The sequence below is a fragment of the Paenibacillus sp. NPDC057886 genome (assembly GCF_042796655.1).
Taxonomy (GTDB): Bacteria; Bacillota; Bacilli; order Paenibacillales; family Paenibacillaceae; genus Paenibacillus.
Window position 1 is genome coordinate 29740 of record NZ_JBHVMZ010000012.1, and the last position, 26478, is coordinate 56217.

The 26478-nt window shown below is 47.0% G+C and carries 24 protein-coding genes; 18 read left to right on the forward strand and 6 right to left on the reverse strand.

Annotated elements, in window-relative coordinates:
- The first annotated feature begins 38 nt into the window (after positions 1–38).
- Together ilvA and ACFVQB_RS30280 are read left to right on the forward strand one after the other, a co-directional pair.
- A complete protein-coding gene (gene ilvA, locus ACFVQB_RS30275; protein WP_379448235.1) occupies positions 39–1331 on the forward strand; it encodes a threonine ammonia-lyase IlvA in 1293 nt (430 codons plus the stop codon).
- Positions 1331–1933, forward strand: coding sequence for a GNAT family N-acetyltransferase (locus ACFVQB_RS30280; RefSeq protein WP_379448238.1), 603 nt, complete (start codon positions 1331–1333; stop codon positions 1931–1933). Before ilvA ends, ACFVQB_RS30280 begins: the two co-directional genes overlap by 1 nt.
- 127 nt (positions 1934–2060) lie before the next feature.
- Here the strand turns inward: ACFVQB_RS30280 and ACFVQB_RS30285 are convergent, their stop codons facing one another.
- Positions 2061–3026 carry a hypothetical protein gene (locus ACFVQB_RS30285; RefSeq protein WP_379448241.1) on the reverse strand — a complete coding sequence of 322 codons (966 nt, stop codon included), beginning with the start codon at positions 3024–3026 and terminating at the stop codon, positions 2061–2063.
- Between the two features lie 287 nt (positions 3027–3313).
- Here ACFVQB_RS30285 and ACFVQB_RS30290 point away from each other — a divergent pair, with 287 nt between their 5' ends.
- Positions 3314–6481 (forward strand): stalk domain-containing protein, encoded by a 3168-nt coding sequence (locus ACFVQB_RS30290; protein ID WP_379448244.1) that lies wholly within the window; start codon positions 3314–3316, stop codon positions 6479–6481.
- Between the two features lie 351 nt (positions 6482–6832).
- A complete protein-coding gene (locus ACFVQB_RS30295; RefSeq protein WP_379448246.1) occupies positions 6833–7750 on the forward strand; it encodes an AraC family transcriptional regulator in 918 nt (305 codons plus the stop codon).
- Between the two features lie 304 nt (positions 7751–8054).
- On the opposite strand, the gene ACFVQB_RS30300 is transcribed toward ACFVQB_RS30295, so the two are convergent.
- Positions 8055–8891: a hypothetical protein gene (locus tag ACFVQB_RS30300; RefSeq protein WP_379448249.1), complete on the reverse strand. Its 837-nt coding sequence runs from the start codon at positions 8889–8891 to the stop codon at positions 8055–8057.
- Between the two features lie 413 nt (positions 8892–9304).
- On the opposite strand from ACFVQB_RS30300, the gene ACFVQB_RS30305 reads away from it, so the two are divergent.
- The 3 genes from ACFVQB_RS30305 to ACFVQB_RS30315 all read left to right on the forward strand — a co-directional run bounded on the left by ACFVQB_RS30305 (position 9305) and on the right by ACFVQB_RS30315 (position 11577).
- Positions 9305–9541: a hypothetical protein gene (locus ACFVQB_RS30305; protein ID WP_379448251.1), complete on the forward strand. Its 237-nt coding sequence runs from the start codon at positions 9305–9307 to the stop codon at positions 9539–9541.
- Positions 9542–9781: 240 nt separating this feature from the next.
- Positions 9782–10612 (forward strand): alpha/beta hydrolase, encoded by an 831-nt coding sequence (locus ACFVQB_RS30310; RefSeq protein ID WP_379448253.1) that lies wholly within the window; start codon positions 9782–9784, stop codon positions 10610–10612.
- 179 nt (positions 10613–10791) lie between these two features.
- The gene (locus ACFVQB_RS30315) at positions 10792–11577 is read left to right on the forward strand and encodes a DODA-type extradiol aromatic ring-opening family dioxygenase (protein WP_379448255.1); all 786 of its coding nucleotides are present in this window, start codon (positions 10792–10794) and stop codon (positions 11575–11577) included.
- A 179-nt stretch (positions 11578–11756) separates the two neighbouring features.
- Here the strand turns inward: ACFVQB_RS30315 and ACFVQB_RS30320 are convergent, their stop codons facing one another.
- A complete protein-coding gene (locus ACFVQB_RS30320; RefSeq protein WP_076291601.1) occupies positions 11757–11969 on the reverse strand; it encodes a hypothetical protein in 213 nt (70 codons plus the stop codon).
- A gap of 158 nt (positions 11970–12127) precedes the next feature.
- Positions 12128–12667: a DoxX family protein gene (locus ACFVQB_RS30325; protein ID WP_379448259.1), complete on the reverse strand. Its 540-nt coding sequence runs from the start codon at positions 12665–12667 to the stop codon at positions 12128–12130.
- 338 nt (positions 12668–13005) lie between these two features.
- Here ACFVQB_RS30325 and ACFVQB_RS30330 point away from each other — a divergent pair, with 338 nt between their 5' ends.
- From ACFVQB_RS30330 to corA, 4 genes are all read left to right on the forward strand, one after another.
- On the forward strand, positions 13006–14073 hold the full coding sequence (locus ACFVQB_RS30330; protein ID WP_379448261.1) for a DUF3048 domain-containing protein: 1068 nt from the start codon (positions 13006–13008) through the stop codon (positions 14071–14073).
- Positions 14074–14289: 216 nt separating this feature from the next.
- Complete coding sequence (locus ACFVQB_RS30335) at positions 14290–14907, forward strand: DUF47 domain-containing protein (protein WP_062327047.1); 618 nt, start codon at positions 14290–14292, stop codon at positions 14905–14907.
- 14 nt (positions 14908–14921) lie between these two features.
- Positions 14922–15911, forward strand: coding sequence for an inorganic phosphate transporter (locus ACFVQB_RS30340; protein WP_110001756.1), 990 nt, complete (start codon positions 14922–14924; stop codon positions 15909–15911).
- A 352-nt stretch (positions 15912–16263) separates the two neighbouring features.
- The gene (gene corA, locus ACFVQB_RS30345; protein WP_113055597.1) at positions 16264–17223 is read left to right on the forward strand and encodes a magnesium/cobalt transporter CorA; all 960 of its coding nucleotides are present in this window, start codon (positions 16264–16266) and stop codon (positions 17221–17223) included.
- Positions 17224–17587: 364 nt separating this feature from the next.
- Here the strand turns inward: corA and ACFVQB_RS30350 are convergent, their stop codons facing one another.
- Together ACFVQB_RS30350 and ACFVQB_RS30355 are read right to left on the reverse strand one after the other, a co-directional pair.
- Complete coding sequence (locus tag ACFVQB_RS30350) at positions 17588–18676, reverse strand: DNA alkylation repair protein (RefSeq protein WP_379448271.1); 1089 nt, start codon at positions 18674–18676, stop codon at positions 17588–17590.
- A 180-nt stretch (positions 18677–18856) separates the two neighbouring features.
- A complete protein-coding gene (locus ACFVQB_RS30355; RefSeq protein WP_379448273.1) occupies positions 18857–19489 on the reverse strand; it encodes a tyrosine protein kinase in 633 nt (210 codons plus the stop codon).
- A gap of 449 nt (positions 19490–19938) precedes the next feature.
- Between ACFVQB_RS30355 and ACFVQB_RS30360 the strand changes: the two genes are divergently transcribed.
- From ACFVQB_RS30360 to nikC, 7 genes are all read left to right on the forward strand, one after another.
- Positions 19939–20229 (forward strand): YerC/YecD family TrpR-related protein, encoded by a 291-nt coding sequence (locus ACFVQB_RS30360; protein WP_017690665.1) that lies wholly within the window; start codon positions 19939–19941, stop codon positions 20227–20229.
- 2 nt (positions 20230–20231) lie between these two features.
- The gene (locus ACFVQB_RS30365; RefSeq protein ID WP_379448274.1) at positions 20232–21005 is read left to right on the forward strand and encodes a sirohydrochlorin chelatase; all 774 of its coding nucleotides are present in this window, start codon (positions 20232–20234) and stop codon (positions 21003–21005) included.
- A gap of 297 nt (positions 21006–21302) precedes the next feature.
- The gene (locus tag ACFVQB_RS30370; protein ID WP_379448276.1) at positions 21303–21971 is read left to right on the forward strand and encodes an RraA family protein; all 669 of its coding nucleotides are present in this window, start codon (positions 21303–21305) and stop codon (positions 21969–21971) included.
- Positions 21968–23551, forward strand: coding sequence for an ABC transporter substrate-binding protein (locus ACFVQB_RS30375; protein ID WP_379448278.1), 1584 nt, complete (start codon positions 21968–21970; stop codon positions 23549–23551). The genes ACFVQB_RS30370 and ACFVQB_RS30375 overlap by 4 nt, the downstream gene beginning before the upstream one ends.
- Before the next feature lie 171 nt (positions 23552–23722).
- Positions 23723–24532: a carbon-nitrogen hydrolase family protein gene (locus tag ACFVQB_RS30380; RefSeq protein WP_379448280.1), complete on the forward strand. Its 810-nt coding sequence runs from the start codon at positions 23723–23725 to the stop codon at positions 24530–24532.
- A 47-nt stretch (positions 24533–24579) separates the two neighbouring features.
- Entirely contained in the window at positions 24580–25512 is a 933-nt protein-coding gene (gene nikB / locus ACFVQB_RS30385; protein ID WP_379448282.1) for a nickel ABC transporter permease, read from the forward strand.
- Between the two features lie 71 nt (positions 25513–25583).
- On the forward strand, positions 25584–26417 hold the full coding sequence (gene nikC / locus ACFVQB_RS30390; protein ID WP_379448514.1) for a nickel transporter permease: 834 nt from the start codon (positions 25584–25586) through the stop codon (positions 26415–26417).
- Positions 26418–26478 lie beyond the last annotated feature (61 nt).

The window sequence follows — 26478 nt, forward strand, 5'->3', positions numbered from 1 at the left end:
TGCATTGCCAACCAAGATAAGCGGAGTGTGGATAAGAGATGAAACCAGTGGAACAAGAACCAACGGGAACTGCCAATCCCGGCCGTACCGGTGTTGGCATGGAAGATATCGTGCGCGCACATCATGTGCTGCGTGAAGTCATTGTAAGAACACCTTTGCAGCGGGATGCTGTATTGTCGGCCAAATATAACTGTAATGTGTATCTTAAACGGGAAGACCTGCAGGTGGTGCGTTCATTCAAAATTCGTGGAGCATACAACATGATTCGCAGTCTGACTCCAGCTGAACTGGAGAAGGGCATTGTCTGCGCGAGCGCGGGTAACCATGCACAGGGAGTTGCTTTTTCCTGTAACGCGCTTAGCATCCACGGTAAAATCTTCATGCCGAGCACAACTCCAAACCAGAAGGTGAAACAGGTACGTCGATTTGGTGGAGATAATGTTGAAGTTGTGCTGACAGGTGATACGTATGACGATGCTTATGAAGAAGCTATGCGTGCGTGTAATGAACAGGGCATGACGTTTATTCATCCGTTCGACCAGCCGAAGATCATTGCGGGTAATGGTACGGTGGCGATGGAAATCATGGAGAGTCTGGATGAAAAAGCGGATTATGTATTCGTCACAATCGGTGGTGGCGGTCTGGCTGCCGGTGTTGGAACCTACATGAAGACGGTTAGCCCGGAAACCCGCATCATTGGCGTAGAACCACTAGGCGCGGCTTCCATGAGTGAGGCGATGTTCCGTAAGCAGGTTGTCACGTTGGATGATATTGATAAATTCGTGGATGGTGCTGCGGTGAAACGTGTTGGTGACCTGACATTTGACATCTGCAGCGGCACGTTGGACGACATTGTGAAGGTGCCTGAGGGCAAAGCTTGCACCACCATTTTGGAGCTATATAATGAAAATGCGATTGTTGTGGAGCCTGCCGGTTCTCTGGCGGTTGCTGCACTGGAGCAGTATCGCGAACAGATTGCGGGCAAGACGGTTGTCTGTGTGATTAGCGGCGGCAACAATGATATTGACCGGATGCAGGAAATCAAAGAACGTTCATTGATCTACGAAGGTCTGAAGTATTATTTCATGGTCAATTTCCCACAGCGTGCGGGAGCCTTGCGTGAATTCCTTGTGGAAGTATTGGGACCCAATGACGACATTGCCCGTTTTGAATATACGAAGAAGCATGATAAGGAAAATGGCCCTGCCTTGGTGGGCATCGAGTTGATGTACAAGGAAGATTACCAGCCGCTGATTGAACGTATGAATCGTAAAGGCCTCGCGTATACCGAGCTGAACAAAAATCTCAATCTGTTCAACATGTTAATCTGATGAATCATTCCAATGTGAAGTCGGACCGTAGCGAGGCACAGCCTCTGTTGAGACCTGCTAGCAAGGAAGATGCGGCACAAGTCATTCCTCTGCTCTATCAGGCGATTGGTGATATTGCCTATGCGCTGGCGGGTGAAGGCGATCATGAGAAAGCGATGCAGATTTTGCGGCAATTTTACGTGCAGGAAGACAATCGGATCAGTTATCGTAATATAACGGTAATGGAGCAGAATGAACAGGTCGCGGGAATACTGGTAGCGTATGATGGCGGTGAAGCAGATCTTCTGGATCAGCCGATTCTGGATCGGCCTGGTCGGAGTACAGATGAGAAATATGCATTGGTCAAAGAAACCCGTCCCGGGGAGTATTATCTGGATACTCTATCCGTAAGCGAAGCGTATCAGGGGCAGGGCATCGGCAAGGCATTGATGGCTGCTTTTGAGCAGCAGGGAAAGGAACTTGGACACTCGCAGGTATCCCTCATTGTTGAACGTGACAATGGCCGGGCCTTGATGTTGTACGAACGGCAGGGTTATATCAAGGATGAAGTGATTGTCATTTCTGGACATGAGTATAACCATATGGTCAAGCCGATTCTGTAGTTCTTGAATCAGAGCTGGCCTGGTGTAGGAGATTCAATTCAACGATAGAATCCAAAGAAAACCGACATGGGAACGAATCCTGTGTCGGTTTCTTTGTGTTCATTAGGTGATTAATATCATGAACCAATTAATAGCCGGCATCAGCCCCGTTCGAAACATTCTGTACTAGCCATTTCTCCACCGCAGCTGTTTTCTCATACTTCGCTTCCTTAACCACATCCATAAAGGCATCCAGCTTGGTGAGGAATTTACTATCGACGGATGCAAGACGTTGTAAGACGCCGTTGTATCCTCTTTGGGCGTTCGCAACCATTTTGTTCGTTTCATAATCAAACAGCGGTGTATTGTTCAGCCCATAAAAGGTATACAGGGTATAACTGTTCAACAGATCCTGCACCTGCTTGGCCCGGTTGGATTTCGGATGCAGCTCCAGGAATCGTTCCTGGCTGCGTGCTCGAAGGAGTATTTCCTGATAGCCAATGACCAGCGCTCCGTCATCCGCAGGCAAGTTTTTCGTTTCCTTCGTCATGATGAGGATGTAGCTTGAGATATCCTCTGTAATATCAGAGTTATATTTCACGAGTGCCGCATAATTCATAATGGGATAGAGGGAACCTTCGAGCATGACGAGGCGATAACCGCTGTCACGGGCTTCTTTTAACAGTGCACGCAGATCGGAGTCCTGGGTACGCTCCATGAGTTTGGTGAAGCTGTCGTTCGCTTGGTATGCCTTGAGCATCTTGTCCTGAACGTTTGGCACGAGCAAGCGGTCCGTCATGGCGGTTAGAGCCTGCAGGCGCGCATTCTCCAATTGAAGCACCATCAGGGTGGCGTGATGCGTTGTTACTTTTTTGATATTGGATTCCAGATAGGTGTCAGCGGCGGGTAAGCCGTTCTTTTTTTTGAGCATGGATTGAAATGTTTTATATATGACGGTTGAACTGCTGGTGGTTACTTTGGTATCCGGGCTCGAAGGAGCGGCAGTAGCAACTCCAGATGTAGCTGTGGTTCCTGTAAAGATTGCAGCAATGGTAACGACTGTGATGAAGAATCGCAACCCTTTGCGTTGGCCAGATAAATACGATGATGTCATCCGTGTGAACCTCCCGTAATTTTAAAAATAATAGGTTGTTATTCACTATACATTAAACGAATTTGGGAAGGATGTTGTTGCGGAATAATGACAAATTATTCTGTTATTTTTAACCTTTGGAGGGTAGATGGAGGAAGGACATTTCTGCGAAAATATTTTTTGTGGGATTGGAAACTTTTACTCATGTTCATACGTCTTAGATGTGCACAGGAAATTACAGGAATAAAATGAAAGTCAACAACGATTACATTTCAACTTAAATAATGAAGAGAATGGGGATACTGGATATGAAGAAAGCAGGAGGACGTCAAGTGAAAAAGGTGATGTCAGCACTGGCCGTATCGGCCATGTTGATGTCTGCACTTCCAACGTCAGTTATGGATGCAGCTGCAAGAATCAGCATTTATATTAACGATGCGGAGCTCTCGTCCGCACAGGCACCTGTCATGAAAGGTGGACGTGTACTGGTTCCATTACGCTCCATTTTCGAAGGATTGGATGCGACTGTAAAGTACACCAATAAAACTAAAACGATCACGGCGAACCGGGGAGATCAGGAAGTATCACTGAAACTGGGTTCCAAAACGGCTTACATCAACGGCGAAGCTGTAGCGCTGGATGTACCTGCAAATACCATCAAGGGAAACACAATGGTTCCAATTCGTTTTGTTAGTGAAGCTTTTGGGGAGAAAGTGTTCTGGAATTCCCGCAATCAGCGGGTAGATATCAAAACAACGTCCACGCCTCCAGTGGATGAGACGCAATATGCGGCATGGAACGTTTATGGTTCTGTATCCGGAAGCAATGGGGATGGCCGAGATCTGACTGTAAGCTTCACCCGTCCGACGTCCGAGAAGGCTGTATCCGCATATCGGATTATGCTGGTAAAAACGCGTGATGTGAACAGCTTTACTGAGTCTGCGGCATCGGCAGTACCTGCTTCGAACTATACATCCGTGACTCCAAATGGCAGTAACCCTAGATTGACGCTTAATGCACAGACTCGTGACGTGAACGGGGATCTGTTGAATTCCAATGAGACCTATCGATTGTATGTACTTACGGTGGGGAACAGCAACAACAGCTACAAAAATCTGCTGGCGTGGTCTTCCCAGTCTTTGAAACTAAACAATGTGAAAACGACGGTGCAACCTATCACAGGCCTGCGCATCGCAGATATCAGTGACTACGGGGATGGACGTGACCTGGAAATTAACTTCACACAGCCGAGCACCACATCGAATATTACGTATTACCGTGCTTTTGTAGTCAAGGCCAAAGACGCTTCTTCATTCAATCTGACTACGGCCAATAATGTTTCCAGTTCTAATTCAACCATTATCTACAAAGGCAACAGCACGGCTGTCAAAAGCCAGCTCAGTTCCTCGACGCGTGATACATCCGGGGAATTGATCAAAAACGGCACATCCTATGTCGTCTACATTGTATCCATGAGCTCCAATGCGGCAACAGCAGACAATAAACTGTCCACAGTATCATCTTCACTTACGCTGGGCGTAAACACAGCAACAGCGCCAGTCATCACGCAAGTGAAAGACAATTCGGATTATGGAGACGGTCGTGACATTCAGGTGAGTTTCAACCGTTCATCGGATGAATCCAAAGTGGCTAATTATCGAATTTTCGTAGTGCGGAACTCGGTATCCAGCAGCTTTAATCTGACTACGGCGAGCAATCTGTCTTCAAGCTTGTACTATAACGTGAACAAAACAGGCAACAATATTACAACGACACTGCCATCCTCCATGAAGGACACAAGTGGTTACAATGTAACGAATCTGCAGGATTATCGAATCTACGTTATGGCTGTAGGCAACCAGCAGAATGGATATACCAATGCGCTGTCTTCCTCGTCAACGCTGTTGAGACTGACAACGAATAGTAATGCTGGAGTTGCAAGCAACATCGGTGTGGCTGATGTGAGTGACTACAACGATGGACGTGACCTGAAGGTTTCGTTTAATAGAGCTTCGGATGAAACTAACGTTTCCGCGTATCGTGTATATGTGGTCCGTTCCGGAAATGCAGGCAGCTTCACACTGAGCGCAGCTAATGCATCGAACAATTATTATCAGGTGAGCAAGACGGGTGGAAATCAGTCATTTACTCTTCCGAGCAACGCGGTAGATACTAATGGGTCTCGAATCACTAATGGTGTTTCTTATCGTGTGTTCGTCCTGTCGGTAAGCAATAGCGGCAATTCCAGCCAGAATGCATTGTCATCTTATTCTTCACAAATTACGCTAGTACAGAACTCGACTGTGGCCGCTCCGACCTATGTGACTGCAGCGGACATCGGAGATAATGGAGACGGTAGTGATTTGCAGGTGACATTTAATAGATCGTCTAATGAGACGAATGTTTATCATTACCGTGTTTTCGTAGTCAAAACGGCGAACTTGGGTGGGTTCGATTTGGCAGAAGCAAATCGGAATCCAAACTATAAGGTTGTGAATAAAGCTAGCGGAAGCGGAAATTATACGTTGACTTTAAATGATGTAAAAGCAACAGATGGTACAAAAATTCTCAATGAGGAAAACTATCGTATATTTGTGCTCGCAGTAAGCAATAACAGCAACTCTTCCAATGTGCTGTCCACAGCTTATGCTGATATTAAATTGTCTGTAACAAGTGCTGTTGGAGCAGTTAAAATCACTGATGTAGAAGTTAAAAATGAAGAGCAGGCTGCTGGCGATGCAACGGATGTGACCTTGAGATATACGGAACCAGCTTCAAAAGTAGGGATCAGTCGTTATGTTGTAATGATTGCCCCGACTGGAAGCGGATTTAATCTTAATTTGGCGAAAGCTATTGCAAAAGAAAACAATCCTAACGTGATCAAGTCAGTGGACACAACAGGGGGGATTGCCACACTTCCGAATGCACTGAATGATATCAACGGGCAACCTATTGTATCGGGCAAGTCGTACACGGCTTACATTTTATCAGAATCTTCTGATAGCAAACGGGAATCAAGTATGACTTCATCTACTTTCATAATTAATGCTAAAAAACAGTCACCAACATTTGTAGAGAAGGTAGCAGATGTGAAGGCAACGGCAACCGATACTTCGATTAGTGTAAGTTTCACCAAGCCTGGCAATGAAACTGGAGTTGCAAGCTATGATGTTTACATTGTCCAAGATGCTAGCACCACAATCGATAACGGCCTTGGTAGTCGAGTAGCCACTGTGAATAGTGGGGCTGGCAATCCATCAACAGCGAACGTTAACATTACCGGTAATTCAACGGATTCGGATGGAGCTGTTTTCAAACCAGGAAAATATAAAATCAGAGTGGTTTCCGTGTCTAGTGACTCTGCGAAATATACAACCACAAGGTCAGATATAGCTACATTTACTATTCCGGCAGTTCCTACGTCCAATCCGGATAATGGTAGTCAAACTCCTACTGGAGAAACTCCACCTCAATAATTGTAAAGAGTTTGATGCTTTGATGAGTAGTTTGTTTTGTTAAGCGCCAGAAGTAGTGAAGGGGACGGAATCGATTCTGAAGAAGCGGTAGCGCTCGAAACCGGAACGGTCACTCCGAGAACCAACAATTTTATCTTTCAGTTATGTTAACAACTCAGGCTCCCTTTCCAAAAGTGAAGGGGAGTTTTTCTTAATCTCAAAGGTTGTTCTGCTAATGTAGTGAATTCTCTGAATCAAATATACTGCACTATAAAATCCTGTCACCAAAAAGGTTCCTTTGGCCATTGCTGCAAGTGGGTAAACCGATGGATAATAGGAGAAAGAAGAGCATGATCCGAAAGGAATGATGGGATGCTTGCATTTCGCTTGACCGGCTTGCCGGATTCCCGGTTACCTCTGTATCTGTATTGTGTAGGGACACAAGAAGAGAAAGTTCATTTTAGACCGGATGGATTTCCGGTGTATCAGCTTTTTTTGTTACGCAGCGGCAAGGGGGAATTTAAGGTACCAGGTGAAGGAGCGTGGACAGTATCGGCGGGACAACTGTTCGTGATCGAACCTGGGGTGGCCCATGAGTATATTCCGCATTCCAAAACACACGGGGAACTTGGATATATCGGCGTTGGTGGAGAGGCAGCGGGGGCGGTGCTTCGGTCGGCGGGACTGCTGCCGATGGGGCCACGGAGCTTGTCCGGATTTGAACAGTTCTGGTCACGAGTGACGGATATCTGGCACTCGCTGAACAATGGGATGACTGAAATGTGGAACAGCTCAACAATCATCTACCAGCTTATTCTGGACGTGTCCCGGTCCATCCTTCCGCTGCATGATGAGACAGAAGAGCGAGAAGTACGGAGTGGGTCATTAACACGTTCTGAGCGCGAGTCGGAATCGGCAAATGAAGCATTCAGTCGAGCAGTGTCGCTGATGCACACACACTACCAGGATGATCTGCTGCTGAAGCATGTAGCTGAAGCCGTTGGTTATTCGGTGCAGCACTTAAACCGATTATTTCATCAGAGACATGGGGTGACAGGGCATCAGTACATGCAGCGATTGCGTTTGCAGAAGGCGTCGGAATGGCTGGACAAGCACCCTCGAGCAAGTGTAAGAGAGGCTGCGGAGACGGTTGGTATGGAAGTGAACTACTTTATCCGCATGTATAAGCGAGAATTTGGAGAGACCCCAGGCAAGGAGATCAAGCATCGCATTCAGCTCAAAATGGAGAGAGACTCTACGGGCGCTGTGGATCATCTATCTGAAGCTTGACATGACCATTCCTTTCGAAGGCGGGATTAGCTTCAAACGAGCTGCTGGCCATATTTAAGGTTACACATAAAATGTGGTACGTGATCACCTTTACCTCTGCTAGATAAAAATATTATGAAATTTTACCTGAATGGTCTGCAAATAAAAATAGCTGTCGAGAATTTCTCAACAGCTGGCTAGGGGCCATAATGGCCCCTTTGTTGAAACTCGATATTCTATCTCATCACCGAATGTCGTAGTTCCTCTTCGCACACCATACACCTGTACGATATACCCAAAGATGCTGCCCAGTAAAGGGCTATCCTTACGCTTTCTTTTGTCCGAAGAGTGGTCTCAACGTAGCTAATCCCACAATTCCAATCACAAGACTTATCCACGGAGCCAGCGTAAATACGGGAAGGCTGTCACGCAGCGGATATCCTACAAATAAGACAAGCACAACGATAACGATATAGATGGCGATCCCGCGAAGATTGACCTGCGGTCTGGCAGTCTTGTCTGCTCCCTGATCATCTGGACGCTCAGCAAGGCGACGAAGCATTTCAACCAATGCAATACCCCCAACCGCCGCAACGATAAGGGAGAACAGGCTGATATGGCTAAATGGTTCTGTATCTCCACCCGTCCAGCCAATAAATAGTCCAACCCCACCTTGAATCAGCATGACAAAAGACAAAGCTGCCCAGGAGATCATGAAGTACCATTTGGGCGTTCGTTTAATTTGATCCGGAGTCTCCGCTGGTTCGGCTTCAACTGGTGCTGTCTTCTTGGCTGACGTACTGGTTTTATTGGATTTGCTTCCGGAGCCCTGTACAGCCGTACTTGAAGGTCTGGATGAGTCCATATTAGATTCACCAGCAGTTGCAGCCGGATTATGATCTGCTACACCTAGTTGTGAATAGACATGTTGTTTCAGATCAGGTCCATACAACTCGCGAGCAGACTTGCCGTCGCGCTGAGTTTGTACGATGGCTCTGCCAGCAGAGAGAATCCACTCTTCCTGCGTTCTCTCATCGGCAGGTGATTGACGCGCAATGGTGCTGATCTGATCAAACAGTTTTACATGTTCCGGTGTCATCTTACTCATTTCGGTCATTTGCCGATTCTGTATTTCTTTCAACTTCTTATAGGAAATCCCCAATGATTGCTCCCCCTGTCTACACACGTTCTGATCCCCGGTGATCTGGAGACCCTGACGGTATTTTAGTATACGGGAAGGGCTCTCGTTTCGCAAAGTCATTCCTTATAAAACAACTGTTTACGATTCGACCATAGCCCTGCGCAGGCCAGAATGACACAGGTGCATAGCAGCACTAGTTTTCCGTGATTACGAATCCATTCCAAGATGTGTTCCATAAATTCAACCCTTTCGCCAGAAGGAATCGGAGGCAAATGTTGGCTATGATATATTGCTTAGGTTCTCCGTGGTTCGCCGTTAATATGCATAAGGGATCGTCCAGTTCCAACGATTGTCTGAAGAATGAATAAAGTACAGCCGATTCCACCACAATAGTAGCATTTCCAACAGAAACCAGGGATTGGAGTGTGGCAGGTATGGATCAACAAACGGAACAATTAACAAGGAAGCTGCTGCTGAACAGCAACTCCCGTGGAGTAACGGATGAAGTTGTGCCAATGGATGAGACGTTGGAGGATGCTGAATATGCCGAAGAGTATACAGATGGAACCTTTCAGTCAGGGAGCTTCTGGGGGAGCTCGAATTCGGTTCATGAACATGAATGGCAGGGTCGAGTGGAGACCCATGAGATGTTCCGCCGTAGTTATGAGTAATGGCTTTAAGTATTAAAAATGATTCGAGTCAGCTGTTGTCAGCTTGGCTCATTTTTTTTTGCGAATTTACCGATAAAATGTAGACAAGGTACGTTTGGAAATGGACATTTCCTCACGTTGACTTGAGGTTCACAGGATGATAATATACTAATATCATCTTAATACACATTAAACTTATCGGATTTATATATAATTAACAAAATGGACAAGAGCAAGGAAGAATGGAAAGGGGAAATGAGCATGGAGCGTCAGATCAGTATTCGTCATGGGCAAGAAGAATTAACAGCCACGATTCATTATCCTGTCGTCAAAGACATCAAGGAGGGAAATCACCAACAGCGCGTGCCTCTTGCTATCATCTGCCATGGATTCGTAGGAAGTCGGATCGGTGTGGATCGTCTGTTTGTGAAGACCGCCCGTGAGCTGGCCGAAGATGGGTATTTGGTGCTGCGCTTTGATTATATCGGCTGCGGGGAGAGCAGCGGTGAGTACGGAGCTGAAGGACTTGAATCCATGATTACCCAAACACGTTCTGTGCTGGACTATGCGGTAAATTGCAGTGATGTAGATCCAACCCGTGTAACGCTGATCGGTCATAGTCTGGGTGGAGCTGTTGCTCTGCTGACTGCTGTTCGTGACAAACGAGTCAAGAATCTCGTCATGTGGTCATCCGTGGGATATCCGTTCAATGATATTGTGAAGATTACGGGACGTGATGTGTACGATGAAGGGGTGAAACTGGGGTCTGCTGATTATCTCGGCTACAAGTTTACACCAGCATTCTTTGAATCACTGGCTGAACATCAGCCTTTCCAGGAAGCCGTTAAATTTAATGGGGATGTTCTGGTGGTACACGGCACGTCGGATGAGATTATTCCTGTCGATTACGCGTTCCTGTATCAAAAGGTATTCTGGATGCGCCAGGAAGGCCGCTGCGACAAGGAGATTATTTTCCAAGGCGATCATACCTTCTCTTCCGGTAAAGAGCGTGAACAGCTGATTACGCGTACGAGAGAGTGGCTAGGAGAGCGCCAGAAGATCGAACAGGATTGGCAGCACTGGATGATCTAAGAGAGGATATATATCAAACTTTATTATCAAGCAAGAACATTCATGTCCCACATGGAATGGTCCATAAGGCAACATGCGCGTCCAGATTGCATCTGATTGGGATGTTAGCTTGGAAAAGCGCCTTCTTCGGGGTAAAATAGAAGGGTAAGCATCCTATCCGTGTCTGGAGGTTGGCAGCAATGACATTACCCGCACTATTCATTGCGCATGGTTCTCCCGCTCTGGCGGTGGAGAGCAATGACTACACTCACTTTTTGAACCAGCTTGGAGACAGGCTGCCGGCTCCGAAAGCCATTGTTGTATTTACGGCGCATTGGGATTGTCCCGAGCCGTCCGTGACAATGGATGATACACATCAGACCTTGCATGATTTTTACGGATTCCCCTCTAATATGTATACAATGAATTACCCTGCACCTGGTCAGCCAGACCTTGCGAATGAGATCAGCGCCCTGTTCACTCGGAGTAATCTTCCACATCAACCGGTTCGAGGCCGAGGATTGGATCACGGTGTATGGGTACCGCTGTTACACATGTATCCAGAGGCCAATATTCCTGTTATTGCGGTATCTGTCGATTCATTGCGTTCCCCGCAGGAGCAGTATGATATCGGCCGGATGCTGGAACAACTGCGTCATGATAATGTGCTGATCATTGGCAGCGGCGGAACCGTTCATAACTTGCGCATGCTTGGCAGTAATGATGAACCGCAAGACTGGGCAGTGGAATTCGATAACTGGATTGGCGAGCGGCTTGAGCAGTGGAATACGAGAGAGCTGTTTCAATATGACAAAAAAGCACCTCATGCCCGCACAGCAGTTCCATCTTATGGAACGGAGCACATTGCGCCCTTGTTCTATGCCATGGGTACGGCCGATATGTCACGATCTGCAAAACGTCTATTCCAGTCGTATCCTTACGGTACGCTCAGTTTGAACTGCTGGCAGTTTGGTGACGGCGTATAACTTGGAACAGACAAGAGTACGTGAACGGTCTGTGGGTATTATTTTGCAATACACGTAGTTAACTTGACCAGACAGACGCTGGATATTAATTAGCTGAACAAAAAAAAGGTTTCTGGGGCCAGCGTAATGGGCCTCAGGAACCTTTTTCTAAGACGTGAGCATTCTGCAAATTAGTATAATCACTTGCGAATCTCAAAAAGCTCACATGCTGTACGCGAGTGATACGCCAGTTCACTTACACTGGACTGAACAACAACGGTATTGCTGTCAAAACGGATAATGACGCCACCGGAATCAATCTGGTGATTATCTTTAAAAACACGAACTTTATGCTTCATTTCCATAGCTTCCTGGAAGTCGGCATCGGTTTCAAGACGGCGCTGGGTTGGCATGTCATGTACTCCTTTGATTGTAGTCGATCGATATGTTCATCATAATACGTGTTTCTGTCGATGGGCAAGTCAGATGACATACAAGCATATATAAAGAACAAAAAAAGTCCTGCTCTCCAGGGGGAGGGGAGCAGGACCGGATAATGTCTATTTACGATTTAGGCTGTTTTGTGCGTATGGTTTATCGTGGGTGTATCTTTAGGCTGACTGCCTTTGTTGCGAGTGAACAATCCGCGAAGGTAAGGCATTACCCAATGATCCAAACCGATTTTACCAGCATTTGCACCAGCGACTACAAGGAAGATTTCCATCAGAACTAATTGAGCATTCGTGCTTACTGTTCCCGAGAAGAGGAACGCGAAGTTCATGACCATCGCCATCAGTGCTGCCAGTGTTGTAAAGCATCCCAGAATGAGACCCAGACCTACAAGGAATTCACCGAGAGGGATAACGAAGTCGAACAGTCCTGCATTTGGTACCGCGAATTTTTCAAGGAAGGTTGCCCACCAAGCTTGCACCGCCGGGTGATCACCAGTTGCTTTTTCTACAGCGCCTGCCAGAAAGCCCCCTGCCTCAAATCCACCTGTCAATTTGCCCCAGCCGTGTGTCATCCAGTCGTAACCGATATACACCCGAAGTACTGTCAAAATCCACATTGCCACTTTGTTTTCTCTAAGCCATTGGTTGAAGCTGAACATATAAACCACTCCTTCATGGAATTTAGTGTGTGTTGTTTTTTTGTTTTTCTAAGTGATCACCTTTGATGTCTTTATTGTATAGTTCAAAAGTCATCTTGTTTGTGATTATTATCACAATCTAGTTTAAATTTTAAGTAAGGTTTGAGAAGTTCACATTTAGGACATATTTTTCATCCTGCTCCAGGTTTCAAACGTAAAATGCAGGGTATAAAATGCTCTCCTTATCGAAGACAAATGGTGCTGTGTGTGATTAAATGGAAAGAAATACGTGAAATGGCCACCTACATAAGAGCAACTACAGCTTAGATTTCAGCCATATCGTTCAGGAGGTACATATATTGAAGCAATTGAAATGGAACAAGATGATTTCTTCGGCGTCGCTGCTTATTCTGGCCCTAAGTCTGGTCGCTTGCCAGAGTAAGGAGATGGTCCAGATTCCGAAGCCGGAGTCCGTTCCTACACCCGTACAGGAAGAACAAGAGACTGAAGAACCTGCCACGTCGCTCTACACAGCACCACTGACGGGTTTGCATGTAGATGAAGCCATTACACGCCGCCCTCTGGCGGTCATGATTAACAATGCTCCTGCAGCGCGGCCCCAGTCAGGTCTGAGTGCGGCAGATATTATTATCGAAGTGCTCGCTGAGGGAGGCATTACCCGTTTTATTGCCATCTTCCAAAGTGGAGGCGGGGCAGAGACGGTCGGACCCGTGCGCAGTATCCGTCCGTATCTGATCGAGCTTGGTGAGAGTTATGATGGTGTATTGGTTCATGCGGGCGGCAGCCCGGATGCCTATTCCATTTTGCAGAAGCAGCAGAAACAGCATATGGATGAGATATCGAATAGCGGCCCCTATTTCTGGCGTTCCTCCGATCGTAAAGCACCTCACAATCTATATACGTCGGCGGACAAGCTGAGAGAAGGCGCGGATACCAAAGGCTATAGTCATGACTTCAAGTCCCCTGTATATACGTATAACGAAGAAGGTGCCACGTCCGCCGGAGAGTTGGCCAAGCAGTTCGATATTCATTATTTATTGGAGAGTTACCGGGTCACGTATGATTATGATGAAGTTAGTGGACGATATATGAGATTGGTGAACGGAAAGGCAGATCAGGATCTGGATAACGGCAATCCCATTGGAGCAGCCAATATTATTGTAGCGGGTGCGGATCACAAGGTGCTCGATAATGTGGGCAGACTTTCCGTTAATTTGGAGCAGGGCGGTGAAGCCATGCTGTTTCAGAAAGGCAAAATGATTCGAGGGCAGTGGGTCAAAAAGCCGGGTGATATTATTCGATTTGTACAAAATGGGACCGAAGTTGCTCTTGTTCCTGGCAAGACTTTTATTAGTATCGTTCCGAATCAGCCTGACTTTGCAGGGCATGTCGAAATTCAAAATTAATCCAATTTGAAGAGAAATGTAAACGCAGTGTAAAATTTCATCATCATTTTTCCAGCCATTCCAAATAATTAAGATTCATTTCAGATTTATGTGATAAGAATATAAAAAAGGATCATGCCTTATGTACAAACCGTGAAACATTTATGATAAGATATCAAAGGTTGTCATTTCATGTTTCATCGGTTATCGGCAATTTCTCGTAAAGGGGATAGAGCTATGAAGCTTAAGAAGAAGAAGGATATATTTTTTGAGACACTAGAGAACATGGCAGATACGGTCGTGCAAGCGGCAGATTATTTCTCCCAACATGTTTCCAACCTTCAGGATGTGACTCTTTTTGCCAATGAAATGAAGAAGTACGAGTCCCAATGTGATGACTATGTGCACACGATCATTACGGAACTCAACAAAACATTTATCACGCCGATCGAACGCGATGATATTATGGAGCTGACAACGACACTTGATGACGTATTGGACGGACTAGAAGCAACGGCTTCCCGTTTCTATATGTACCAACTGACTGACCCGGACGAATATATCGTTCAATTCGCTGAAATTTTGCGCCAATCGGCTTACGAAATTCAGAAGGCCATTCATTTGCTGTCTCAGAAAAAATTGCTGGCGATTCGCGAGTACACGATTCGTTTGAACGATCTGGAAAACCAGGGCGACGAAGTGCTGCGCAACTGTATCAAGAACCTTTTCGCTACCGTGCCTGATCCGATTGAATTGATCAAACGTAAGGAAATTTACGAACGTCTTGAGACGACAACGGATGCTTGTGAACACGTAGCGAATGTGCTCGAATCCATCATCATGCGTAATTCTTAAGGAGCCAGAGAATAATGGAAACAACGATTTGGGTATTGGGTATAGTCGTCTTCCTTGCACTGGCGTTTGACTTCATTAATGGTTTTCACGATACTGCGAATGCCATTGCAACTTCGGTCTCGACACGGGCACTGACTCCGCGCCGGGCAATCCTTATGGCTGCGGTGATGAACTTTGTCGGTGCCATGATGTTTACTGGAGTAGCGAAGACGATTGGGGGGAGTGTAACAGACCCCACCAAGCTGGATAACGGGATTGAGGTCGTCATAGTCACCTTGATCGCCGCGATTATCTGGAATCTCGTTACATGGTGGTTCGGAATTCCTTCTTCATCCTCGCATGCACTGATTGGTGCTCTTGCTGGTGCTGTACTTGTTGGCGCAGGGGCTGATAAAGTCAAATGGAGTGGATTTATTGACATCGTCGGAGGATTGTTATTATCACCTCTGATCGCATTTGCCATCGGTTATGTGGTCATGACCATTCTCAAATATATTTTTGCCAAACGGAGTCCGCATAACGTGAACAAAGGTTTCCGTACGGTACAGATTTTCACAGCAGCGCTCCAGGCGTTTACGCATGGTACCAATGATGCGCAGAAGGCAATGGGGATCATTACTTTTGCATTGGTCGCAGCAGGCGTACAGGATCATCTGGATGTTCCGTTGTGGGTTAAAATCTCCGCGGCAACAGCGATGGCTCTTGGTACTTCCATTGGTGGTTGGAAAATCATCAAAACGATGGGAACCAAAATTTTTAAAATCGAACCGATTAACGGTTTTGCCGCTGATCTGTCAGCTGCATCTGTTATTTTCACGGCAACCTTGCTCCACCTGCCGGTGAGCACAACGCACGCAATCACATCTGCCATTCTGGGTGTTGGTTCCGCGAAACGTTTCTCAGCCGTAAAATGGGGACTTGCCGGACGTATTATTATTACGTGGTTCATTACGATTCCGATTACAGGGGCGCTGGCAGGATTGTTGTACTGGATCATTTTCTAATTCGAGAAAGTGTTACGGGACAAATTCTGAATTTCAGACAAACTGTTCATAACTATGTGAATATCGGGATATGTGGACAATTATACAACCAAAATGAAGAGACGCCTGTGCATGAACGTGTGGACAGGCTGGATATGTGGATAGCCATCCGTGGAATGATAAACCAAAAGAAGATATTCCTGTGGATACAGGAGACTGTGGATAGGGAAATGAGAGAAGCCAACAGGGTTGGCTTTTTTTGTTGTCGCGTTTGCAGGATAACGTGTGTATAATGGGCTGTTGCAGGAGACGGTTCAATGGTTAAAGTTGTACAATAACGTAAAGGATACAAGACAAGGACGTGGTCTAATTTATGATTCGTACACTCGCCATCTCACGGGATCATCAGGTATCTGTAAATGTACCGCTTACACAGCTGGATCTGCAGGATTACGCCTGGGTATGGGCGGATTTCAATCAGCCTTCAGAAGAGGAAAGTCAGTTGTTGGATACATATTTTCATTTTCACCCATTAGCCATTGAGGATTGTATGCATGTGTTGCAGCGACCCAAGCTCGATTATTATGACAATTTGCAGTTCCTCGTGCTGCATGCGCTGAATCCTACCACATTGGAAGCGGAGGAGGTGGACCTGTTTCTGGGTGCGAACTTCCTGGTCTCCTTTCATCACGGGGCACTGGAGGAAGTCGACGAAGCTTGGGAGAGGTTGCTGCATCATGCGCACGAACGAACCATCTGGGCCCGGGGCCCGGTGGCAGCGGCATATACGGTGATGGACAAGCTGGTCGATCATTATTTCCCGTCTCTGTTTGCCATTGAGGATGAGCTGGCTGAACTGGAGAACCGGGGCGGCAAGGAGTCGGTGGAAGATCTGATGAATCAGGTGTTCGACTTGCGCAGTCGATTGCTGAAACTTAGACGAACGGTAGTGCCCATGCGGGATTTGCTCTATCGGGTAGTCAATTCTCAGCATGTGCAGAGAACAGGAGAGCATACGGTATATTTTACCGATATCTATGACCATTTGTTGAAGCTGACAGACATGATTGAAGCTGATCGGGAGATGACGGCAGACCTGCGCGACAGTTACATCTCCTTAAATTCCAATCGAATGAACCAGATTATGAAGACCCTCACCGTGATTACAACAGTCTTTATGCCACTGACGCTGATCGCGGGGATCTATGGCATGAACTTTGCTTATATGCCTGAGCTGCAATGGAAGTTTGGGTATGGAGCTGTGCTGCTGTTGATGTTTGTTCTGGGCGGAAGCATGGTGGCCTGGTTTGTGAAGCGGGGATGGTTTAAGTAAGGAAGAGTAGAAACTGGATAGCAAGTGAAGAGTTAGCGGTCTGTAAAGATCGCTTCTTTAACCTGTGTATGATGTGCATAAGATGGCAAATAGGAGTACATATAGATTCGTTTTCGGAATAGATGTCCACATGTGGATAATATAAATGAAGAAGCATCATGTGCATAACTTGATTTTGAGGGGAATTTGGCTGTTACGAACAGGGTGAAAATAGTAAAAGGCATCTTCAGTACTGAAGATGCCTTGGGGAATCTCTCAAGGAATGGATTCCATGAGTTGAATTTTAACATGGGATTCATATCATAAATGATCCGTGTTACTTTTCTATGATACGTTGGATGGCTAACATGCCCTTCATAGGTTACTATGTTTGCTCCAATACAAATGTGGCCGTAGCAGCAGGTTGTCCATTGACGACAATCGTTAGTGTATGCAAGCCAGCGTAATGCTTTCTCGTCGTAATGACTTTGAACGATTGCTTCGTTGCAACCTTGGTTCTTCCAGTAGGGAAAGTCTTGTCAGAGCATTTGAACCGTTTGGGTGCCTGCTTGCCATTTGCTTTCATATATCCGATTTCATATTCGATTCGCAGCATCTGTGACTGACCACTTTCATTAACGACATCAAACGAAAAATGAAGATCTTCCCCGATGGCTACGGTATCTCTTGCAAGCTGAAGATGCTCGATATGTGTCGCATCCTGCTCGACATAACCAAAGAGACTCAGCGCCTTCGGATGCCCCTTTTTCAGCAAAGAGCGGCTTGCATGACGAACGATCCAGTCCGTATGTTCACGTTGTCCATACCAGCTGGAGGCCAGATCCAGGACCAGTTCAGGATGGTCTTTCGAAATGTCGTTCAGGTGATTGGCTACACTTTTTCGGACATACAGGGACTCGTCCTGCTTCAATTCATGCAGAATAGGAAGTACTGGTGTGGGATCGGTGATGAACCCCCGAAGTTTGGAACCCCATGGAAGACGTGGACGGCTGCCTTCACTGGCAAGCCTGCGTATGTGTTCATTAGGACTTCCCGTCCATTCCATCATGCGTTTCATCGTTTCGATCGGGTAGCGCTCAATAAACGGGCGTACCGCGAACTCGGAACTGGAATAAGGTGTGAAGACGGTCAAGTACTTCATGGATAGTTCGTAGTTTTCCGCCGCAAGTCCGTTAACTTCAATAAAATCGGGTACGAACAGATACTCTACCCCTCGCATCTGTGGTGCTGCCTGTTCGATCACGTGTAATGCCTCTTCATAGTTGTCTGGGAGAACTTCGGTCAATGCCAATGTAATGCGGCGGATACGAGCTTTGAATTCCAGCTCTCCCCAGCCCGCGGCAAATACAAGTTCACGAAATTGCTGCTTGTCCAACTTGGGGTAGAATTGGTGTAACCATTCTCCTGTCCGGTCGATTAATGCGGGAGTATATTTGTCTTTGAACAGTTCCATAATCCGCCTCCTTTATCTATAACTCAGTATACCTCAATTCACGGGAATAAGAACACAGGTTCTTAAAAAAATCCGATGTGAATATTCTCTTATATGAACGAATGAGTGGATTATTGAAGGGGAAGAAGATGGAAGTGGATTAAGGCACCCCCTTATGTAAGAGGGCGCCTGGGAAAAGTGTTAGAGTTTTTTGCTTCTTTTGGGACTGCGTTTGGTGGAATTGGATTTATTACGGCCAGTTTTACTATTCGTGTTCCGTTTACGCGGAGCAGAGGTCGTTTTTTTACGGCGTTTGCGTGAGCGAGATGGCGAATACTCTTCATAATCTTTATCCGCAACACTGCTGCTTTTTTTTCCTTTTCCAAAAGGCAGAATCCCCATCACCAGTTTCATCATGGGTGCCATCTGCTGGAAGCCGCCAACGACCTTTTGCATTTTGCCGATTCCACTCATGATGCCATCAATTCCACCGAAGCGGTCGATCATTCCTTTCAGTTCTCCGATGTTGGCCAGGGAAAAGCCTGAGGAAGACGCAGGCGCTTCCACCGGAACAGGGGGAGCAACAGGAGCCCCCCCGCCGAAAAAGTTTCCACCGGGTCCCCCCGGACCACCTGGACTATAAGGTACAAGTCCGGATGCTTCAACCTCTTGGAATTGAGGGTAGTAAGGCTCTACTCCAGGATACATGGGTGGAACCTGAGCTTCATTCAATGCCCGTGGCGGCATATAGGCACGAGTATGGGCCTGCCGTTGCGTATGGGAAGACGGACGCTGCCGTGGAGCGGGCTGGCGGTGATAATAATGCTGTGGCATGAACTATCACGTTCCTTCTATGTTGGATTTCGGAATTGCGTTCCTTCAGCTGCTGGACGTGCATAACAGACCGAGTTGGAACTCCCTTTTGCTATACTGTATGTCATTAGCGGAGAGACGGCGTAGGCGATTATCCCGCAAAACGGGATATTTGCGGATTTGGGCGCAGGAGAGGATGACAGGGTCACCGTGGAATTATATGGTTTGGACACAAATTTGTCACATTTCAAATAGAATAATTCCTACATAATTAATCGGAAATATACGGTGAAAAATGGGATAAATCGAGAGATAGAGGGGGATTGTGCACGCAGGGAGGACATTAATCCTATATGAAAGCGGTAACATGTATTTTTATTCTGTAGTGCGTGAAATCGTTAACGCTTGAAATACCAACTCAGGCTGGGTACAATGAAGGTACACAGTAACCGCTAGGGGATGATGATGAAATGCAGCTGAAAAAGCTAAATGATAAAAGTATTGAACAATTATTTGAGGCTATTTTGACTCTGAAAGATATTGAAGAGTGTTATGTGTTCTTTGATGACCTCTGCACGGTAAACGAGATTCAATCCATGTCCCAGCGGCTGGAAGTAGCACGTATGCTTGGCAAAGGAAATACCTATAACCAGATTGAAGCTGAGACAGGTGCAAGTACAGCCACGATCTCTCGTGTAAAACGCTGCCTGAACTACGGTAATGATGGTTATAAAATGACGCTCGAACGCCTGGGACGTTAAGGATGAAGAAACCGGGTGTACTCATCATTAGTCACGGTTCTCAGGAGAAGACCTGGGTAGAATCCGTCGATGACGCGGTCTCCCGGTTGAATCTGCCTGAACCCTTGCCCGTTGAAGCCGGGTTTCTTGAACTTGTGGAAGGACGTCTGATCCAGGACGGTATCAACCGACTGGAAGCACAGGGCGTAACCGATATATTGGTCGTACCTCTGTTTGTTTCGTCGGGTAGTACACATGTGGATGAAATTGAGTATGCCATCGGTGCCAAAGACGCTCCAGAGCGCGAGACTGATCTGGAACCATTCGAGGTGAAAGCACACGTCCACTTCGGTTATCCTGTGGATAACGACCCGGATATTGCGGTCATGGTCTGGGACAAGGTAAAGGCCCTGTCGCAGCAACCAGAACAGGAGACGATTCTGCTAGTTGGACATGGGAGTATTCATGATGGATTCCGTCAGCGCTGGGAAGCGGGTATTTCTTCACTCGCACAGCGGGTGCAGGAAGTTAGCGGTGTCGCTCATACCGATTATGCACTGCTAAATCCAGATAGTGTGTACGACAAGGCGAAATACTGGAGTGAAGAGCGGGGGAGCCGGGTTATTGTGGCGCCGCTGTTTTTGAGTGCCGGTTATTTCACCATGAAGGTGATCCCGGGCCGACTGAAGGAACTGGATTATGCGTACAGTGGTGAGACGCTGTTGCCACACCCATTGCTTGGGCAGTGGCTGGAGCGCCAGATCCAGTTTTTGCTGGAAAGATGTAATGAGATTTAAGCTTCTTCTTGAAGTGTCTTCATATAAACAACCAAACCACGTCATTCGACGTGGTTTTTTTGTATGTTCGCCGAGTTAAGCTCATCCTCGTTTATTACTTGAATACTCGCCTTGCGATAACACATTTTTACGACAAGGATCGATAGTTTTCCCCTATTCCACTATTGGAATTATCTATATGCTAATGCATTGACTGCCAAGGACAGGCAATGCTATCCTCTTCATTAAGTTAAAATCATACTATTCTTATGTGATTTATTATTTACCATTTTAGTAAGCGGGGAGAGAATTCATCTTATGTTTCGCATTGAGCCAAGAGTACAGGGGGTTACCGATGAGCTGCTAGAGCTGTATTCGGATATTAGTCCATCAACAATCGGACATTTGACTGATTTTGGTTTTCTAAATGGCTTACAGCCACTGTTCCGTCCCATTCGATTGCTGGGAAATGCCGTCACTGTACGAATTCCTCATCTTGACGCATCCGCGATCCGCCACGCCTTTGAGATTGCCCAGCCGAACGACATTATCGTCGTGGATATGTCAGGCGATGACCAGCGGGCATGCTGGGGTGAATTTGTAACGTATGCAGCATTGGACAAAAAAATTGCCGGAGCGATTATTTCCGGATGTGTGACCGATGTTCGTCCGATTACAGAGCTGCGATTTCCCATTTACTCCAAAGGCATTAGTGCACTAACCACTCGTTCGCTCCAGCTTGAGGGCGAGGTCAACACACCGGTGAGCGTTAGCGGCGTCAGTATTCAGCCCGGCGATCTGATCGTAGGTGATGATGATGGTGTCTTTGTCATTAATCCGCGCCACGCCAAGGAGATCGGGGTCATTGCCCAGGACAAACAGCGTAAGGAAGAGCAACGCCGGCAGGAACTCGGGTATGGGAAGCTCCTTGCAGCCCATTCCGTCCATCACGACGCAACAGACCATGAAGGGGGAAGCACGAGATGAAAAAAAGACCTTTTATCCACAAGTTTAGCGGTATTCTGATTGCCTTATCACTGTTTGCCGCTGGCTGTGGCAACGAGGCCGATTCGAACACGAATGCCAATTCGTCTGCAAGTAATAGCAGTGGCTCAGCCAAGAACGCTTCGCTCAAGGGTTTGACCATCGCTTTAACAGGAGATGCCATTGGCTTCGATCCCCAGAACGCCACCGATTCCATCTCCAACTTTATTAATTATCAGATCTATGACCGCCTTGTTACATTCAATGACAAGCTTGAGATTGTCCCACAGCTGGCCGAGAGCTGGGAGATATCCGACGACGGCAAAACATGGACTTTCCAACTGCGCCAAGGTGTGACGTTTCAGGATGGAACACCATTCAACGCGGAAGCAGTAAAAGCGAACTTTGATCGTCTGATCAATCCGGATAAGAAGCTTTCCCAATATGCAACGCTTGGGCAGTTCATTGAATCCGTCACCGCTTCGAGTGATTCCGAGGTTGTGTTTCAGCTGAAAGAGCCGCAGGGCGCTTTTTTGAACAATATTGCAGTGACCTCCGGTAGTATTATTAGCCCCAAATCCATTCAGGAAAATGAAGAAGGTATTGCCAAAGAACCTGTAGGCACAGGTCCCTTCAAGCTCAAGAGCTGGAGTTCAGGTAATGAGGTTGTGCTTGAAGCCAATGAGCAATATTGGGGTGGCAAACCTGGTGTAAGTGGTATTACGTTCAAGACGGTAACTGAAAATGCCGCTCGTGTCATCATGCTTGAATCCGAAGAAGCCGACATCATCGATAAAGTGCCAGCTACAGACATTGAGCGCCTGTCCAATGACAGCAACTTTACGGTGAATACCCGTTCGACCAACCGTGTGGGGTATATCGGCATTAACACGAAGCATGCACCGTTTGATGATGTGAAGGTTCGCAATGCTCTCAACCTGGCGATCGACCGTGAAACGTTGGTCAAGAAACTGTATGAGGGACGTGTTGAAGTCGCTACTTCGTTTATTTCTAAAAATTCCTTTGGTTATTCGGACGTAGGTGCCTACGCTTACGATGTGGAAGCCGCGAAGAAGCTGCTGCAAGAAGCAGGAGTTGCGGAAGGAACGCCACTGCGTATTATTCTCGCAGCCAACACGGTTCAGGATCGTCCTGCTGCTGAATTCGTACAGAACAGCCTTCAACAGCTGGGATTCAAAGCGGAGCTACAGGTGCTGGAACTTGCGTCTTATCTCGATGCACTCAAAAATCCAGATAGCTATGATCTGTTTGTTCGAGGAGCTTCCTCACTTACTGGCGACGGGGATGCTCTGCTTAGGGACAGTTTCCTCTCGACAAGCAAGTCCAATTACGCGTTCTACAACAATCCCAAGGTAGATGAACTCATTCTTGCTGGCGGTCAAGCGCTGGATAAGGAAGAACGCCAAACCGCGTACAACGAGGCTCTGCAACTGATTAAAGCGGATGCACCTTGGATTCCACTGTACGAAGATAGCGTTCAAGTTGCGTATTCCAGCAAGATTGAAGGTATTACATTTCTGCCTTCGCTATTATGGGATTTGCGTGGTGTGAAGTTCAAATAAGCAGAAGGGTGCCGTGCAGACGGCACCTTTACCATATGTGAAGCGATGAATGAATGGACGATTCAATGTATGAATCCATGGACGAAATAGAGAACGAATGCAGTGAAAGAATCAGTGGATAAGTGAAGATGATGTTTTGCAAAAAAACAAATTAGGAGTGTGAGTACAGCAATGACCTTTCAACTCGTTATGGCACAGTTCGGGTCGTCCAGCACCAAGCAGGAGAACCTGGATAAAGCGGAAAAAGCACTAGAGGAAGCAACGCGTATCCATAACGCAGATATCGTTGTTTTCCCTGAAGCCTTCATGAGTTTCTACCAAATCGGCACGCCGCGGGAACAGAAGCTGGAAGATGCAGAGCCGCTCGATGGGCATTTCGCCACAACGATGCGCGCACTTGCCAAGCAATATGGTGTGTGGGTTGTATTCGGTACGCGGGAGACGACGGAGGATTCCAATGACGATCGGGTCTATAACTCGGCTGTCATCATTGATTCCGATGGGGAAATCGTAAGCAGCTATCGCAAAACCCATCTATACGACGCTTTCGGTGCGAAGGAATCACGTGACATTAAACCGGGTACAGCATTGTTCGAGCCGATTGATACGCCTTTTGGAAAACTGGGATTGTTCGTATGTTATGAGCTGAGATTTCCGGAGATTGCTCGTTACCAAGCACTGCATGGTGCGGACATCATTCTTGTTCCATCCGGCTGGGTACGCGGTCATGTCAAAGAGCAACATTGGGAAACACTCGTCACTGCACGAGCACTGGAAAATACCGCATATGTCGTTGCCGTTAACCAAATCAACGAGTTTTATATCGGGCAGAGCCTGATTGTTGACCCGATGGGTGTTGTCGTTGCACGCGGCGACGAGACGGAGACGTTAATCCCTTACCGCATTGACCTGGAGCGGGTCCGTGACGTTCGTGCCAAGCTCCCTTCCCATTTGCATAGACAAGCTCATTTGTACGGCTAACCGTCAGGATGGCCCGAACCGGGCAATCAGCCAGGAAGGAGCACAACGTGTTTAACTATATTCTGAAGCGGTTGCTTCAAATGATACCTACCTTAATCGGTGTTTCTCTACTCTCGTTCATCATCCTTCAGCTTGTTCCCGGTGATCCGGCTGAGCTGATTGCCGGGATGGATGCCAGTCCTGAGGAAGTTCAGATCATTCGGGAGCGGCTGGGAACGGACAAACCGCTGTATGAGCAATATGTGCAGTACAATCTGCAACTGCTGAAAGGCGATCTTGGCACGTCCATGCGTTCGGATAATCCGGTACTTCAGGAAATTCTGGAGCGTTTTCCGAACACGGTTATTTTGACATTGCTTGCCACGCTTGTAACGGTTGTCATTGGATTATTCACCGGAGTTATCGCTGCAACCAAGCCAGGTAGTGCGCGGGATCACGCTTCAATGGCCTTTTCATTATTTGGCATATCGATGCCGGTGTTCTGGCTAGGCATTATTCTGATTCTTGTTTTCGCATATTATATTCCCATTCTGCCTTCCGGAGGCAGTAGCGAATTTAAGCATTTTATACTGCCTGCTCTTGTACTTGGCATATCCTCCGCTGCTGTACTTGCCCGCCTGACGCGATCCAGTATTCTTGAGGTGATCAATCAGGATTACATTCGGACAGCCAAAGCCAAGGGAGTACGCGAGTGGCTCATTATTTATAAGCATGCGCTTAAAAATGCCTTCGTACCTATCATTACCGTCATTGGAATGGAAATCGGCAATCTGCTGGGCGGCGCGGTGCTGACGGAAACGGTATTTTCGATGAACGGGCTGGGCAGATATATCATTCAATCGATTCAATTCCGGGATTACTCGGCTGTACAGGGGAGCATTCTGTTTGTCGCCTTTATCTTTGTCATTATTAACCTGCTCGTGGACCTGTGTTATGCCGCTGTAGATCCGAGAATACGCTATGACCGGAAGGAGGCATAACCGTGAGTGAACCCAAGGCTGTGCCCATATCCGTCCAGGTAAGTCCAGCAGCTGCACCCATCAGACGCGGAATGCTAAGCCAGATTCTGAAGAGAGTAGGCAGCAATAAACGCTCGATGATTGGCCTATGGATCGTCACCTTGTTTATTTTGATCGCGATTCTGGCGCCATGGATTTCTCCGTATGATCCACTGGAGCAAAATATGGATAAGCTGCTGCAATCACCGTCCCTCAGTCATCCATTAGGAACCGATGAGTATGGAAGGGACATGCTCTCGCGTATCTTCTATGGTTCACGTATTTCGTTGATGGTCGGCATTGTCGGTGTGGTCATCTCTGTCGTATTTGGCGTCGCACTCGGCACAATCGCCGGTTATTTTGGAGGCAGAATTGAAGCGCTCATTATGCGGATTACCGATATTTTTATGGCTTTCCCAGGCTTTTTGCTCGCACTGGCCATCGTTAGTGTTCTTGGACCCGGCATGATGAATCTGATGATTGCCATCGGCATATTCTCTGTTCCATCGTTTACCTGGATTTCCCGCAGCGCAGTGCTCTCCATTAAGAGCAAAGAGTATATTGAAGCTTCGAGATCCATGGGAGCGAAGCATAGCCGAATTATTTTCAAACATATTATTCCGAACAGTATCGCTCCAATCATCGTTCTCTCCACGTTGCGGGTTGCAACGGCGATCCTGTCCGCATCCGGACTGAGCTTTCTGGGGATGGGGGCTCAACCGCCTTCACCAGAGTGGGGGACAATGCTGAGTACGGGCCGGGAATTTCTTCGAGCTGCACCTCATATCTCCATCGTGCCAGGTGTGGCGATTATGCTTGTTGTCCTGGGCTTCAATATGCTGGGTGATGGACTGCGCGATGCGCTTGATCCCAAGATGAAGGTATAGTTTGCTCCGCTTCACAAGGAATGGCAGCAGACAACAAGAGCGCAGCTTACTGTGCCGGAAA

Excerpts from the sequence above, each read along its gene's own strand:
- ilvA (WP_379448235.1), top strand. The coding sequence starts at position 39 with ATGAAACCAGTGGAACAAGAACCAACGGGAACTGCCAATCCCGGCCGT.
- ACFVQB_RS30280 (WP_379448238.1), top strand. The coding sequence starts at position 1,331 with ATGAATCATTCCAATGTGAAGTCGGACCGTAGCGAGGCACAGCCTCTG.
- ACFVQB_RS30285 (WP_379448241.1), bottom strand. The coding sequence starts at position 3,026 with ATGACATCATCGTATTTATCTGGCCAACGCAAAGGGTTGCGATTCTTC.
- ACFVQB_RS30290 (WP_379448244.1), top strand. The coding sequence starts at position 3,314 with ATGAAGAAAGCAGGAGGACGTCAAGTGAAAAAGGTGATGTCAGCACTG.
- ACFVQB_RS30295 (WP_379448246.1), top strand. The coding sequence starts at position 6,833 with ATGCTTGCATTTCGCTTGACCGGCTTGCCGGATTCCCGGTTACCTCTG.
- ACFVQB_RS30305 (WP_379448251.1), top strand. The coding sequence starts at position 9,305 with ATGGATCAACAAACGGAACAATTAACAAGGAAGCTGCTGCTGAACAGC.
- ACFVQB_RS30310 (WP_379448253.1), top strand. The coding sequence starts at position 9,782 with ATGGAGCGTCAGATCAGTATTCGTCATGGGCAAGAAGAATTAACAGCC.
- ACFVQB_RS30315 (WP_379448255.1), top strand. The coding sequence starts at position 10,792 with ATGACATTACCCGCACTATTCATTGCGCATGGTTCTCCCGCTCTGGCG.
- ACFVQB_RS30320 (WP_076291601.1), bottom strand. The coding sequence starts at position 11,969 with ATGCCAACCCAGCGCCGTCTTGAAACCGATGCCGACTTCCAGGAAGCT.
- ACFVQB_RS30325 (WP_379448259.1), bottom strand. The coding sequence starts at position 12,667 with ATGTTCAGCTTCAACCAATGGCTTAGAGAAAACAAAGTGGCAATGTGG.
- ACFVQB_RS30335 (WP_062327047.1), top strand. The coding sequence starts at position 14,290 with ATGAAGCTTAAGAAGAAGAAGGATATATTTTTTGAGACACTAGAGAAC.
- ACFVQB_RS30340 (WP_110001756.1), top strand. The coding sequence starts at position 14,922 with ATGGAAACAACGATTTGGGTATTGGGTATAGTCGTCTTCCTTGCACTG.
- corA (WP_113055597.1), top strand. The coding sequence starts at position 16,264 with ATGATTCGTACACTCGCCATCTCACGGGATCATCAGGTATCTGTAAAT.
- ACFVQB_RS30350 (WP_379448271.1), bottom strand. The coding sequence starts at position 18,676 with ATGGAACTGTTCAAAGACAAATATACTCCCGCATTAATCGACCGGACA.
- ACFVQB_RS30355 (WP_379448273.1), bottom strand. The coding sequence starts at position 19,489 with ATGCCACAGCATTATTATCACCGCCAGCCCGCTCCACGGCAGCGTCCG.
- ACFVQB_RS30360 (WP_017690665.1), top strand. The coding sequence starts at position 19,939 with ATGCAGCTGAAAAAGCTAAATGATAAAAGTATTGAACAATTATTTGAG.
- ACFVQB_RS30365 (WP_379448274.1), top strand. The coding sequence starts at position 20,232 with ATGAAGAAACCGGGTGTACTCATCATTAGTCACGGTTCTCAGGAGAAG.
- ACFVQB_RS30370 (WP_379448276.1), top strand. The coding sequence starts at position 21,303 with ATGTTTCGCATTGAGCCAAGAGTACAGGGGGTTACCGATGAGCTGCTA.
- ACFVQB_RS30375 (WP_379448278.1), top strand. The coding sequence starts at position 21,968 with ATGAAAAAAAGACCTTTTATCCACAAGTTTAGCGGTATTCTGATTGCC.
- ACFVQB_RS30380 (WP_379448280.1), top strand. The coding sequence starts at position 23,723 with ATGACCTTTCAACTCGTTATGGCACAGTTCGGGTCGTCCAGCACCAAG.
- nikC (WP_379448514.1), top strand. The coding sequence starts at position 25,584 with ATGCTAAGCCAGATTCTGAAGAGAGTAGGCAGCAATAAACGCTCGATG.